At 70.4% G+C, this 12556-nt stretch carries 16 protein-coding genes and 4 tRNA genes; 16 read left to right on the forward strand and 4 right to left on the reverse strand.

Going from position 1 to position 12556, the window contains the following annotated elements; all coding sequences use genetic code 11:
- Positions 1–34: 34 nt before the first annotated feature.
- Both GL325_RS13710 and GL325_RS13715 read left to right on the forward strand, forming a co-directional pair.
- On the forward strand, positions 35–1021 hold the full coding sequence (locus GL325_RS13710; RefSeq protein WP_255467133.1) for a polyprenyl synthetase family protein: 987 nt from the start codon (positions 35–37) through the stop codon (positions 1019–1021).
- 170 nt (positions 1022–1191) lie between these two features.
- Positions 1192–1317: a hypothetical protein gene (locus GL325_RS13715; RefSeq protein ID WP_255499585.1), complete on the forward strand. Its 126-nt coding sequence runs from the start codon at positions 1192–1194 to the stop codon at positions 1315–1317.
- A gap of 4 nt (positions 1318–1321) precedes the next feature.
- Here GL325_RS13715 and rarD read toward each other — a convergent pair whose 3' ends face one another.
- Positions 1322–2254, reverse strand: a complete 933-nt coding sequence (rarD, locus tag GL325_RS13720) for an EamA family transporter RarD (RefSeq protein WP_187769900.1) — start codon at positions 2252–2254, stop codon at positions 1322–1324.
- Positions 2255–2436: 182 nt separating this feature from the next.
- Here rarD and GL325_RS13725 point away from each other — a divergent pair, with 182 nt between their 5' ends.
- Complete coding sequence (locus tag GL325_RS13725; RefSeq protein ID WP_187769901.1) at positions 2437–3168, forward strand: hypothetical protein; 732 nt, start codon at positions 2437–2439, stop codon at positions 3166–3168.
- Positions 3169–3290: 122 nt separating this feature from the next.
- Positions 3291–4490, forward strand: a complete 1200-nt coding sequence (locus GL325_RS13730) for an MFS transporter (RefSeq protein ID WP_154595872.1) — start codon at positions 3291–3293, stop codon at positions 4488–4490.
- Here GL325_RS13730 and GL325_RS13735 read toward each other — a convergent pair.
- The gene (locus GL325_RS13735; protein WP_187411716.1) at positions 4481–4972 is read right to left on the reverse strand and encodes a YajQ family cyclic di-GMP-binding protein; all 492 of its coding nucleotides are present in this window, start codon (positions 4970–4972) and stop codon (positions 4481–4483) included. The genes GL325_RS13730 and GL325_RS13735 overlap by 10 nt on opposite strands.
- A gap of 67 nt (positions 4973–5039) precedes the next feature.
- On the opposite strand from GL325_RS13735, the gene GL325_RS13740 reads away from it, so the two are divergent.
- From GL325_RS13740 to GL325_RS13785, 10 genes are all read left to right on the forward strand, one after another.
- A tRNA-Tyr gene (locus GL325_RS13740) sits at positions 5040–5121 on the forward strand.
- 103 nt (positions 5122–5224) lie between these two features.
- On the forward strand, positions 5225–5527 hold the full coding sequence (locus tag GL325_RS13745; protein WP_187769902.1) for a hypothetical protein: 303 nt from the start codon (positions 5225–5227) through the stop codon (positions 5525–5527).
- Between the two features lie 20 nt (positions 5528–5547).
- Positions 5548–6474, forward strand: coding sequence for a glucosyl-3-phosphoglycerate synthase (locus GL325_RS13750; RefSeq protein ID WP_187769903.1), 927 nt, complete (start codon positions 5548–5550; stop codon positions 6472–6474).
- Positions 6471–7334, forward strand: a complete 864-nt coding sequence (folP, locus tag GL325_RS13755) for a dihydropteroate synthase (protein WP_154595868.1) — start codon at positions 6471–6473, stop codon at positions 7332–7334. Before GL325_RS13750 ends, folP begins: the two co-directional genes overlap by 4 nt.
- Positions 7331–7852: a hypothetical protein gene (locus GL325_RS13760; RefSeq protein WP_255956222.1), complete on the forward strand. Its 522-nt coding sequence runs from the start codon at positions 7331–7333 to the stop codon at positions 7850–7852. The genes folP and GL325_RS13760 overlap by 4 nt, the downstream gene beginning before the upstream one ends.
- Before the next feature lie 39 nt (positions 7853–7891).
- On the forward strand, positions 7892–8917 hold the full coding sequence (locus GL325_RS13765) for a quinone-dependent dihydroorotate dehydrogenase (RefSeq protein WP_187769904.1): 1026 nt from the start codon (positions 7892–7894) through the stop codon (positions 8915–8917).
- Between the two features lie 86 nt (positions 8918–9003).
- Positions 9004–9076 (forward strand) — tRNA-Thr (locus GL325_RS13770).
- A gap of 30 nt (positions 9077–9106) precedes the next feature.
- Positions 9107–9180 (forward strand) — tRNA-Met (locus tag GL325_RS13775).
- A 57-nt stretch (positions 9181–9237) separates the two neighbouring features.
- Positions 9238–9408 (forward strand): 50S ribosomal protein L33, encoded by a 171-nt coding sequence (rpmG, locus tag GL325_RS13780; RefSeq protein ID WP_078699153.1) that lies wholly within the window; start codon positions 9238–9240, stop codon positions 9406–9408.
- Positions 9409–9498: 90 nt separating this feature from the next.
- Positions 9499–10524 carry a UDP-N-acetylmuramate dehydrogenase gene (locus GL325_RS13785; RefSeq protein WP_187769905.1) on the forward strand — a complete coding sequence of 342 codons (1026 nt, stop codon included), beginning with the start codon at positions 9499–9501 and terminating at the stop codon, positions 10522–10524.
- An 18-nt stretch (positions 10525–10542) separates the two neighbouring features.
- Here the strand turns inward: GL325_RS13785 and GL325_RS13790 are convergent, their stop codons facing one another.
- Together GL325_RS13790 and GL325_RS13795 are read right to left on the reverse strand one after the other, a co-directional pair.
- A complete protein-coding gene (locus tag GL325_RS13790; RefSeq protein WP_187769906.1) occupies positions 10543–11049 on the reverse strand; it encodes a DUF4190 domain-containing protein in 507 nt (168 codons plus the stop codon).
- Complete coding sequence (locus GL325_RS13795; protein WP_187769907.1) at positions 11046–12077, reverse strand: adenosine deaminase; 1032 nt, start codon at positions 12075–12077, stop codon at positions 11046–11048. Before GL325_RS13795 ends, GL325_RS13790 begins: the two co-directional genes overlap by 4 nt.
- A 137-nt stretch (positions 12078–12214) precedes the next feature.
- Between GL325_RS13795 and GL325_RS13800 the strand changes: the two genes are divergently transcribed.
- Both GL325_RS13800 and secE read left to right on the forward strand, forming a co-directional pair.
- Positions 12215–12287 (forward strand) — tRNA-Trp (locus GL325_RS13800).
- A gap of 43 nt (positions 12288–12330) precedes the next feature.
- Complete coding sequence (secE, locus tag GL325_RS13805) at positions 12331–12552, forward strand: preprotein translocase subunit SecE (RefSeq protein WP_187411931.1); 222 nt, start codon at positions 12331–12333, stop codon at positions 12550–12552.
- Positions 12553–12556: the final 4 nt, after the last annotated feature.

Consider the following 12556-nt stretch of genomic DNA (forward strand, 5'->3'; position numbering starts at 1 on the left):
CATGTCGTCGGCGGTCATCGGAAGGAAGTGGCACGTGGCCAGCGTGGGGTCGTTCGCGGATGGCGCGTTGGAACAGCGGGTGTCGGACGGGGTGACCCGGGTCGAGGACCTGCTGGCGCGCTCGGTCCACAGTCCTGAGCCGTTGGTCGCCGAGGCCTCCTCGCACCTGCTCCAGGCCGGTGGCAAGCGGTTCCGGCCGCTGCTGACGCTGCTGTGCGCCGAGTTCGGCGACCCGGCCGCGCCGCAGATCGTGCCGGCCGCGGTCGTCGTCGAGCTGACCCACCTCGCGACGCTCTACCACGACGACGTCATGGACGAGGCGTCCATGCGCCGCGGTGCGCCCAGTGCGAACGCGCGCTGGGACAACTCCGTCGCGATCCTCGTCGGCGACTTCCTGTTCGCCCGGGCGTCCTCGCTCGTGGCCGACCTCGGTCCCGAGGCCGTGCGGATCCAGGCCGAGACCTTCGCGCGGCTGGTGCACGGACAGCTCCGCGAGACGCTGGGCCCCGGCCCGGACGAGGATCGCCTCCAGCACTACCTGTCGGTCGTGGCCGACAAGACCGGCTCCCTGATCGCCACGGCGGCCCGGTTCGGCGCGATGATGTCCGGCGCCGGTCCCGACGTCGAGCAGACGCTGCTCGAGTTCGGTGAGCGCATCGGCATCGCCTTCCAGTTGGCCGACGACATCATCGACGTCGCCAGCGACGCCGGCGACTCGGGCAAGGTGCCCGGCACGGACTTGCGTGAGGGCGTGCCGACGCTGCCGACCCTGCTGGTCCAGGCCTCGCCCGTGAACGGCGACGAGCGGCTCCGCGAGCTGCTGGCCGGCCCGATCGCCGACGAGGACGACGTGCAGTGGGTCATCCGAGCCCTGCGTGAGCACCCGGCGATGGACGAGGCGCGTGCCTACGTCCGGGCCGAGGCCGACGCCGCTCGCACCCTGCTCGCCAAGCTGCCCGAGGGCGCAGCCCGCGACGCGCTCGACGAGATCTGCACCCGCGCCACCGACCGCCTCGGCTGACGCTCGGGAGGGGGGTGGCGCTGGTCCTGGCGCCCTGCCGCTGGTGATGGACTGAACGAGGAATCCCTCCTTGACCATTCCTGGTCATCGACCTGGAGGCAGCCGAGAAGATCACCAACACCACCGCGAACAACACCCTGCGCGGCATCGGGCGCCTGGTCGAGGCCGGCGTGCTCCGCGAGATCACCGGTGCTGAGCGCTACCGGGTCTGGGTGTGTGGAGACGTCGTCGACGAGGTGGCCGAACTGGAGCAGCGGATCGGGTTGCGGTCGCGTCCGTCGTCGCGCTGGCGCTGAGGGCTCAGATCGCCGTGGAGTCCGCGGCGCACTCGTCGGCCAGCCGGCGGTTGCGCCGATGCGTGTGCAGGGCGTCGTAGGTGAAGATCACCAGGGCCGACCACACGATCACGAACCCGACCCAGCGCGCGGTGCCCATGTGCTCGCCGAAGATCGTCAGGCCGAAGATGAACTGCAGGATCGGTCCGAGGTACTGCAGGATGCCGATCGTGGTCAGGGACAGCCGGGTCGCGGCCGTGCCGAACATCAGCAGCGGGATCGCGGTGACGATGCCCGTGCCGATCAGCAGGACGGTGTTCAGCGTGCCCTCGTGGCCGAACGCCAGCGTGCCCCGCACCTGCAGGAAGATCAGGAACGCTACCGCGAACGGCGTCAGGATCATGGTCTCGACCGACAGCGCCTCGATCGTGCCGAGGTTGGCCCGCTTCTTGAGGAACCCGTAGGTCGCGAAGCTCGTCGACACCAGCAGCGCGACCCACGGCGGCCGGCCGTAGTCGACGGTCAGGACGACGACCGCGACGATGCCCAGGCCGACGGCGACCCACTGCAGCCGGCGCAGGCGCTCGCCGAGCACGAACACGCCCAGCAGCACGGTCATGAGCGGGTTGATGAAGTAGCCCAGACTCGTCTCGATCACGTGGCCGTTCGTGACGCCCCAGATGAAGCCGCCCCAGTTCAGCGTGATGACGACCGAGGCGAGCGCCAGCGGCACCATGAGACGACGCTGGACGATGATCGAACGGAACACGACCCACTTGTGTGTGATCGTCAGCAGGCCGAGGCAGAACACGAAGGTCCACACGATGCGGTGGGCCAGGACCTCGTAGGCCGAGGCGGGCTCGAGCAGGGGCCAGTACAGCGGGAAGAAACCCCAGCACAGATAGGCCGCGACGCCGTAGAGAAGTCCTGCCCGGGAATCGGTGTTCGTGCTGCTCACAGTCACACCCAACACTGTGGCATCGACGGGGACTCTTGCGGGTCCCTCTCGTCACTCGTATGGCGCATTTGGCCCGGCAAACTTCAAGAAACGACGACGCGGGCCGTTGCGGATCGGTAGCGTGTCGGGCGTTTATGACCTGCGGCCCGGGAGGGCTGCGACCTTATCCCGGGAGTTGTTCCATGCGTCGTCTTTTCCATGCCTTGACCATCGTGCTCGTCACGATCGGTCTGGTGGGGGTGGCCGCCCCTGCCCAAGCCGCCTCCAAGCCCGGTGTCAAGATCTCGAAGTTCACCGTCACCAAGCCGGCCTACGGCGCGTCGACGGTCATCAAGCCCAAGTACCGCAAGGGCCCGCGGACCAAGATCGTCTCCGCGAAGGTGACCGTCCGGGGAACGGCGCAGGCGGGGCGCAACGTGAACGCGTCCGGCACGTCGGTGCGGGTCACCGCCGGCACCTACAAGGTCACGACGAAGGTCGTCTTCAAGGTCAAGAAGACCAAGAAAACCAAGAAGTGGTCCGGCAAGAAGACGAAGACCGCCAGCTACACGCACATCATCGGTCAGGGTGCCAAGAACTGCGCCACGATGAGTGACTACAACGCCATCCGCGTCGGCGACGACGACACGTTCGGATCGTTCAAGCCGGAGGTCGAGAGGCTCATGGCGCACGTCGGCAAGGGCGACGGGTCCGTGCTCCTGGAGGACATGTACTGGTACTTCTACGACAGGGGCGACTACGAGACGGCCGCGTTCGTGGCGAACATGCAGGAGGTCTACGGCGACGACGCCTCGACCGAGATCGTGACTTACAAGATGTGCGCCTCGACCCGGAGCATCGAGGTCTTCTACGTGAACTACACGCGGCATGACAACGTCCGCGTCGACGAGGTCATCGACAAGGAGATCGTCTGACCGCATCGGTCGGAACGCCCCTTCGACGAGGCACTCGGGACTGCTCCCGGGTGCCTCGCCTCCGTTCCGGGCGTGTGTCCCGAACGCTGTGTCCGGACCGGCGGTTGACCTAGAGTCTCGCCATGACGCTGCGGACTCGCTTCCTGCTGCTTCTCGCGCTGCGTTGGCTGGCCACCGGTCTCCTGCTGCCGGTCTCGCTGCTGCTCCCCCTCGAGCGCGGACTGACGGTTGCCGAGGTGGGTCTGGCGATGGCGGCCCAAGGCGTGGTGGTGCTGCTGTGCGAGGTCCCCAGTGGTGCGCTCACGGACGCGTGGGGACGCCGTCCGGTCTTCGTGGCCTCGGGGGTCGTGGCGATCGCGGGGTACTGCGTGGCGTTCACGGCGCAGTCGGTCCTGGCGTTCGCGCTGGCGTGGGCTGTCCTCGGCTTGTTCCGCGCGCTGGACAGTGGCCCGCTGGAGGCCTGGTTCGTCGACGCCGAGCACGCCCGGGGCGCTGCGGACGAGGTGCCTCGCGGCCTCGCCGCGGCCGGGGGAGTGATCAGCGCCTCGCTGGCCGCCGGCGCCCTCATCTGTGCCGGGCTGCTGCGGGTCTCGCCGTGGTCCGCCGAGGCCACGCTCGCGATGCCCTACCTCGTCGCGATGGGGATCGTCGTCGTCCAGATCGTCTGCGCCTGGCGCCTCATGGACTCGGTCGCGCGCAGCGCACGGCCGTCCGGAGCGGCCTGGCGCGCGTCCCTGGTCTCCGGCGTGCGGGTGGCCTTCGGGCGGCATCTGCGGCTGCTGTCCGCCTCGATGGTGCTCGTGGGCCTCGGCGTCGCCGCCCTCGAGCTGTTCATGCCCGTACGGCTCACGGAGTTCTCAGCCGGTGCGTCGTCGGCGGCGTCCCGGCTCGGCGTCGTCTCGTCCGCCGCGTGGGGGCTGGCGGCCCTGGGAGCGGCGATCACGACGCGGCTGCTGAACTCGGTCGGACCCGCCGTCCTGACGCCGACCCTGTTCGTAGTGGAGGGCTTGGGGCTGGTCGCCATGGCGGCGGCCACGGGAGTCGGGATCCTCGTCGCGGGCTACTGGCTCTGCTACCTCGTGCACACGTCGTCGGGCGCGATGTACAACTCGCTCGTCCACCGCCGGGTCGACGACGCCCAGCGTGGCACCGCGCTGTCAGTGGCGTCGATGGCGTTCCTGGGCGCGGGCGCCGCCGGGGGAGTGGGGCTGGGCGCGCTGGGAGAGGCGACGAGCGCGTCGTGGGCCCTCGCGACCGGCGCGTGCTTCATGATCGCGGCGGCAGTGCTGGTCGTCGCCGCCGTGCGCCGTCCTCAGCGGTAGTTGGTGAACTGCACCGCGAAGTCGAGGTCGGCGCCCTTCACCAGCGAGATGACCTCCTGCAGGTCGTCACGGGACTTGCTCGTGACGCGCAGCTCGTCGCCCTGGATCTGCACCTTGACGCCCTTGGGCCCCTCGTCGCGGATCAGCTTGCTGACCTTCTTGGCCTGCTCGGTGCTGATGCCCTCGCCGAAGGTGCCGTTGATCTTGACGTCCTTGCCCGACTGGCGCGGATCGTCGGCCTCGAAGGCCTTGAGGCTGATGCCGCGCTTGATGAGCTTGGTCTGGAAGACGTCGAGGATGGCCAGCGCGCGCTCCTCGGCGTTGGCGGTGATCTCGATGCCCCACTCGCCCTTCCACTCGATGGACGCGCCGGTGTTCTTGAAGTCGTAGCGCGTCGCGATCTCCTTGGCCGCCTGGTTGAGGGCGTTGTCGGCCTCTTGGCGGTCGATCTTACTGACGATGTCGAAGGAGGAATCGGCCATGACCCCCACCCTAGCCGCCCTGATTTCTGGGTTCGCCGAGCGCTGGGGTAATCTTGCCGACTGTTGCGGCAGGTTGCCCGAGCGGCCAAAGGGAGCTGACTGTAAATCAGCCGGCATTGCCTACAGAGGTTCGAATCCTCTACCTGCCACGTGACCCGAGCCCCCGACCGAACCGGTCGGGGGCTCGTTCGTTCCTCGGGACGTCCGGTTCTGCCGATGGTCTCGGTCGGCCGGAGCCCCTATCGTCGGGGCATGGATTCAGCGGACGCCGATCGCCGACCCGGCGCGGACCGGTCGTTGCACTCCCTCTACGAGCTCGTCCCCGACGCGTACGAGCTCGACCTGCTGGAGGAGGCGCGCCGCCCGCCGGCCGCGCTCCTCCACGACTGGGCCGCGGCGTTCGCGCGCGTCCACCGCGAGACGATCGCCGCGATGGGTTACGACGCGGTCGAGGCTCCGGCCGGGCCCGACGGTCCCGCTCCGTCGCCCACGCAGGCGTGCTTCCTCGTCGAGCGGCTGCTCGGCGGAGAGGTCGTCGACGACGAGACCTGTTGACCCGCGGGTACGGTGATCAGGTGGCACAGACCTGGTTCGACCGCAGGACCCACGCGGGCCGGCGGTGGACCGTCGAGGAGCTGCTCGAGGCCAAGCGGGCCTCCGGCCAACGCCTCAGCGTCGTGATCCCGGCCCGCAACGAGGCCGCCACGGTCGGCGACGTGGTGGGGCGCATCCACGAGGACTTCGTCCGGCGCTGCGACCTCGTCGACGAGCTGGTGGTGATCGACGGCGAGTCCACGGACGACACCGCGCGGATCGCGGCCGAGGCCGGCGCGACGGTCCACTCCCTGGCCGCCGTCCGTCCCGAGCTGGGCACGCGCGTCGGCAAGGGCGAGGCGATGTGGAAGGCGCAGTTCGTCACCACCGGCGACCTGATCGGCTTCGTCGACGCCGACCTGACGGAGTGGGACACGCACTTCGTCCCGTCGCTGTTCGGGCCGCTGCTCACCGACGCCTCGGTGGCGCTCGTCAAGGGCTTCTACGAGCGACCCTTCCGCTCCGGCTCGACGGACGACCCGAACGGCGGCGGACGCGCCACCGAGCTCGTCGCGCGCCCGCTGCTGGCGCTGGCGCGACCCGAACTCACGGCGGTCGTCCAGCCGCTCGCGGGGGAGTGGGCGGTACGCCGCTCGGTGTACGAGACGCTGTACGTGCCGATCGGCTACGGCGTCGAGCTGGCGGCGTTGATCGACGTCGCCGACAGTCTCGGCCTGGACGCCATCGCGCAGGTCGACCTCGGTCGCCGGGCGCACTCGCACCAGTCCCTGCACGACCTGGGGCCCATGTCGGTCCAGCTCATGGCCGCGGTGTTCAAGCGCATCCGTCAGGCCGTCCCCGCGGACGTCACCCTGCGTCAGTTCCGCGCCGTCGCGGAGGGGTACGCGCCGGTCGCCCACGACATCGACGTCACCGAGCGCCCGCCGGCCGTGCAGGTGGCGCGATGACCCTGCGCCTGGGACGGCACTCCTTCGACGACGACCGCACGCTGATGATGGCGATCGTCAACCGCACGCCCGACTCGTTCTTCGACCGCGGTGCCACGTGGGCCGAGGACTCCGCGTTCGACCGCGTGCGCCAGGTCGTCGACGAGGGCGCCGAGATCGTCGACATCGGTGGCATCAAGGCCGCTCCCGGCGAGGAGATCGACGCGCAGGAGGAGAAGCGGCGGGTCGTCGGCTTCGTCGAGCGGGTCCGCGAGGCCTTCCCCGACGTCGTCATCAGCGTCGACACGTGGCGGTCCGAGGTCGCGCGGGCGGTGTGCGAGGCGGGTGCCGACCTGCTCAACGACGCCTGGGGCGGCGCCGACCCGTTGCTCGCCGAGGTCGCGGCCGAGTTCGACGTCGCGATGGTCTGCACGCACACCGGTGGCGTGACGCCGCGGACGCGGCCGCACCGGATCGAGTACGAGGACGTCGTCGCCGACGCGATCGCCTCCACGGTGGCCCAGGCCGAACGTGCCGTGTCGCTGGGAGTGTCGCCCGAGAGCCTGCTGATCGACCCGGCCCACGACTTCGGCAAGAACACGTTCCACTCCCTGGAGGTCACCCGCCGCCTCGACGAGATGGTCGCGACCGGCTGGCCGGTGCTCGTGTCCCTGTCGAACAAGGACTTCGTCGGCGAGACGTTGGACCTCCCCGTGGGCGAGCGGCTGCTGGGCACGCTCGCCGCCACCGCCGTCGCCGCGACGGCCGGCGCGCGGGTCTACCGCGTGCACCAGGTGCCCGAGACGCGTCAGGTCGTCGACATGGCCTGGACGATCGCCGGCCGCCGGCCGCCGGCACGTGCGATCCGAGGGCTCGCGTGATCCGCCGGCTCGTCATCGTGCCGCCGGTCCCGGCTCTCCTGCCGCGGTACGCGAGCCTGCACGACCCCGTGGCCGAGTTGCGCGCGTCCGCGACGGGCGTCGTCCGCGCGATGACCGCCGACGCCGACGCGGTGGCGATCGTCGGCCAGGACCCCTTCGCCGAGCCCGTGGCGCGGGCCCTGCTGGACGCCGCCGGCTTCTCCGGGCGGATCGGGCCGGAGGCCGACGTCGTCCTCGTCATGGCCAACGGCAGCGCCAAGCGCAGCGAGAAGGCCCCGGGGCACCTCGACGAGCGGGCCTTCGACTTCGACGACGTGGTCGACCTGGCGATCCGGTCCGGCGACGGGCGGCGCCTCGCGGCGCTGGACGCCGATCTGGGGGCCGAGCTGTGGGCCAGCGGCATCGGAGTGCTCGCCGACCTCGGCGACACGCTGGGCGGCCCGTGGCGGGTCTCGGTGCCCTATGCCGACGCCCCCTACGGCGTCCTGTGGTGGGTCGCCGCCTGGGTCCGCGACTGACCGGAGGCGTGACGGAGGCCGTGTCCTACGCTGAGGGCCGTGGCCTACGACGCACTGTTCGACTCCGTCTTCGCCCGCATGGATCCCGAGCGGATCCACGAACGGGCCTTCGCCGCGATCCGCGCCGGACGGCCCGTGACGCGGCTGGCCTACCGCGTCGAGCCCAGCCCGGTCACCGTCATGGGGATCGAGTTCCCGCACCGCTTCGGCCTGGCGGCCGGCTTCGACAAGAACGCTCGCGGTGTCCTCGGCCTGCTGGCCCTGGGGTTCGGGCACGTCGAGATCGGCACCGTCACGGCCAAGGCGCAACCGGGCAACGAGCGGCCTCGGCTGTTCCGCCTCGTCGACGACCACGCCATCGTCAACCGGATGGGCTTCAACAACGACGGCGCGGCGGTGGTCGCGTCGCGACTGCACCGGCTGCGCGGCACGGCCGCGGGCCGGCGTGCGGTGATCGGCGTCAACATCGGCAAGACCAAGGTCGTGCCGGCCGAGCACGCCGCCCAGGACTACGTCGAGAGCGCCCGGCTGCTCGCGCCCTACGCGGACTACCTCGTCGTCAACGTGTCCAGCCCCAACACGCCCGGCCTGCGGGACCTGCAGGCCGTCGAGTCCCTCGAGCCGATCCTCGCCGCCGTCAAGGCCGTCGCCGACGGGAACCACGCCGGCCGGGTGCCGCTCGTGGTCAAGATCGCGCCGGACCTGGCCGACGAGGACGTCGACCGGGTGACCGACCTGGTGCTGGCGTTGGGCCTGGACGGCATCAGCGCCACGAACACCACGATCGCGCGCCCCGACGACCTGCGGACGCCGCGGTCGATCGTGGAGGCCGCGGGTGCGGGCGGACTGTCCGGCCCGGTGCTGGCCGACCGTGCGCTCGAGGTGCTGCGCGCGATCCGCTCGCGCGCGGGTGACGGGCTGACCCTGATCGGCGTCGGGGGAGTGACCGACGAGGCCGATGTCAGGGCCCGCATCGAGGCGGGCGCGGACCTCGTTCAGGGGTACACCGGGTTCATCTACGGCGGTCCCTCGTGGCCGTCGAGGCTCGCCCGGGCCGCACGATAATGCCTGCGATTGCAGGGGGCGCCGAACAAGTGCCCACCCCGATTTGGGAACCCGGCACCTGACCCGGTATCTTTACTTGTCGGCTTGCCCCTTTAGCTCAGTCGGCAGAGCGTTTCCATGGTAAGGAAAAGGTCTACGGTTCGATTCCGTAAAGGGGCTCTGAGGAGCGGGGCGACTCGCAACTTACGTGGCTGGGTAGCTCAGGTGGTTAGAGCACACGACTCATAATCGTGGTGTCGCGGGTTCGAGTCCCGCCCCAGCTACCGACAAAGGCAAGAAACGAAGCCCGTTCGCAAGGGCACGACCAGAAGAGGCACACCGTGGCCAGCAAGAGCTCCGACGTTCGTCCCAAGATCACCTTGGCTTGCACCGAGTGCAAGGAACGCAACTACATCACGAAGAAGAACCGTCGCAACGACCCCGATCGCCTCGAGGTCAAGAAGTACTGCGCGCGCTGCAACGCCCACCAGGCGCACCGCGAGACGCGCTGACGTTTCTCCTGCGACGACCCCCGTGCCTGCCGGCGCGGGGGTCTTCGGCGTTCAGAAAGGGGTCCGCCCGTGACTGCTAGCGTCACCCGTATGGACTTGTCCGAGGTCACCACGCTGCGCCTGGGCGGCCCCGCACGGACCGTGGTCGAGGCGACCTCGGAGGCCGAGTTGATCGACGCGGTCCGCGCCGCCGACGAGGCCGGCGAGCCGGTCCTGCTGGTCGGCGGTGGCAGCAATCTGGTCGTCTCCGACGCCGGCTTCGACGGCACCGTCGTGCTGGTCCGCACCCGCGGCATCGACGTCTCGGCCGATGCGTGCAGTGGCGCGATGGTCACCGTCGCCGCCGGCGAGGACTGGGACGCGTTCGTCGCCCACGTCGTCGAGCACGACTGGGAGGGCGTCGAGGCGCTCTCGGGCATCCCCGGGTCGGTCGGTGCCACGCCGATCCAGAACGTCGGCGCCTACGGCCAGGAGGTGGCCGACACGATCGTCAGCGTCCGCACGTGGGACCGCCACGAGAAGCGGGTGCGCACGATCCCGTTCACGGACCTGGGGTTCGCGTACCGCCACAGCCGCTTCAAGGGCGAGCCCGACCGGTTCGTGGTCCTGACGGTCGCGTTCCAGTTCCGCTTCGCCGGAGGGCTGAGCGCGCCCGTGCGCTACGGCGAGCTGGCCCGGCGTCTCGGTGTCGACACCGGTGAGCGGGCCCCGCTGCAGCAGGTGCGGGAGACGGTGCTGGAACTGCGTCGTGGCAAGGGCATGGTGCTCGACGCCGACGATCACGACACGTGGAGTGCGGGATCGTTCTTCACCAATCCGATCCTGTCCGCGGACGCCGCGGCGGCCCTGCCCGACGAGGCGCCGCGCTTCGAGCAGCCGGACGGCACCGTCAAGACCAGCGCGGCGTGGCTGATCGACCATGCCGGCTTCGCCAAGGGGTTCACCCGCGGTGCGGTGGGCCTGTCCGGCAAGCACGTGCTGGCGCTGACGAACCGCGGCGGCGGCACGACCGCCGAGCTGCTCGACCTGGCGCGAGAGGTGCGCGACGGCGTCGAGCGCACGTTCGGGATCCGGCTCGTCAACGAGCCGGTGCTCGTCGGCGACGCCCTGGTGTAGGACGCCGCCGACGGCGACTCAGAACAGCGAGACGAGCGACACGCCGGAGTAGTCCGTGCCCGACGAGGTCGACGAGCTGGCGATGCCGATGATGGCGATCGTGATGATGAAGGCGAACGCGAGGACGGCCAGGATCAGCATCACGGAGCCGATGATGCCCAGGATGCGGCCCGCCTGCGCCTCGCCGCGGCCCTCGTAGACGCCGGGGTTGGCGTCGATCTCGGCGACGACGCGGTTGCCCATGACCCACGCGAACGGGGCGAGCGCCCCGCACACGATCAGGCCGAGGATGCCCAGGATCAGGATCAGGGTGGCCTTGGGGTGCTTCGGCGGGGGAGTGCCCCACTGCTGTCCCGCGACCGGGTACTGGCCGGGCTGGGGCTGCTGGGCACCGTAGGGCTGCTGCTGGCCGGGGTAGGGCTGCTGCTGGCCGGGGTACGTGGGCTGCTCGGAGCTCGGCTGGGGATCGTGCGGCTGCTCGCCGGACGGCTCGCCGGGATACGACGGCGGCTGGTTCTCGCTCATGGCGTCATCGTTCCATGTTCGTCGGCCAGCCAGGCCTCGACACCCTGCAGCGCGCGGGTACGCAGGTCCTCGGGCGCCATGGAGGCCCGCAGCGACCGTTGTGCGAGGTCGGCCAGCTCCTGGTCACTGAAGTTCTGCGCGGCTCGCAGGAGGGCGTACTGGCCCGCCAGGCGGGTGCCGAACAGCAACGGGTCGTCGGCCCCCAGGGCGATCTGCACGCCCGACGCCATGAGGTCACGCACCGGCACCTCGTCGATCGTCCCGTAGACGCCCAGGGCGACGTTCGAGGCGGGACACACCTCCAGGGCGATCCCGGATGCCGCGAGCGACTCGAGCAGGCGCGGGTCCTCCACGGCGCGGACGCCGTGGCCGAGCCGGTTCGGCTCCAGGTGGGTCAGGCACTGACGGACGTGGTCGGGGCCGCGCAGCTCGCCCGCGTGGGGCGCCAGCACGAGGCCGGCGCGCCGGGCGATCGCGAACGCCGGCGCGAAGGAGGCGGTGTCGCCGCGGCGCTCGTCGTTGGAGAGCCCGAACCCGTGCACCCCGCGACCGGCGTACTGGGCGGCCAGGCGCGCCAGCGTGCGCGCGTCGAGCGGATGGCGGGTGCGGTTGGCCGCGACGATCACGCTCATGCCCAGCCCGGTGCGCGCCGACGCGTCGCGGACGGCGTCGATGACCAGGTCGGTGAACGCCGTGATGCCGCCGAACCGGGCCGCGTAGCCGGAGGGGTCGACCTGGATCTCGGTCCAGACGGAGCCGTCGGCGGCGTCGTCCTCGGCGGCCTCGCGCACGAGCCGGCGCACGTCGTCCTCCGTGCGCAGGACCGAGCGCGCGACGTCGTAGAGTCGCTGGAAGCGGAACCAACCCTTCTCGTCGGCCCCGGACAGTCGCGGGGGCCACTCCTCCACGAGGGCGGCGGGCAGGTGCACGCCGTCGCGCTCGGCCAGCTCGATGAGCGTTCCGTGGCGCATCGAGCCCGTGAAGTGCAGGTGCAGATGAGCCTTGGGCAACGTCGTCAATGGCCGCACACCGCCATGCTGTCACGGCCTCGGCGGCGCGGCCGACGAGCGTCCCGCGGGGCCGAGTTTCGCTTTCTCGGCCCGGCCGCGTACACTTGAGGAAACCGGCGAAACTACCCTGTTTCGTCATGCCCGGAATCGGGCGAAGGGCACTGGCGCAACTGGTAGCGCATCGGTCTCCAAAACCGAAGGTTGGGGGTTCAAGTCCCTCGTGCCCTGCAAGGTCGGCCCCCGGGCCGACGACGTTCGACGAAGGAGCACCGTGAGCGAGAATCACGAACTGGCCGGGACGCGCACCAAGCGCACGTCCCCGCTCACGTTCTACCGCCAGGTGGTCGCCGAGCTGCGCAAGGTGGTCTGGCCGACCCGCCCGCAGGTCGTCAATTACTTCTTCGTCGTGCTCGTCTTCGTGTTGATCATGATGGCGTTCGTCGCCGCGCTGGACTTCGGGTTCGGCAAGGCCATGTTCCAGATCTTCGCCTAACCCA

Origin of the sequence: Aeromicrobium sp. 636, from assembly GCF_024433585.1 — a bacterium.
Taxonomy (GTDB): Bacteria; Actinomycetota; Actinomycetes; order Propionibacteriales; family Nocardioidaceae; genus Aeromicrobium; species Aeromicrobium senzhongii.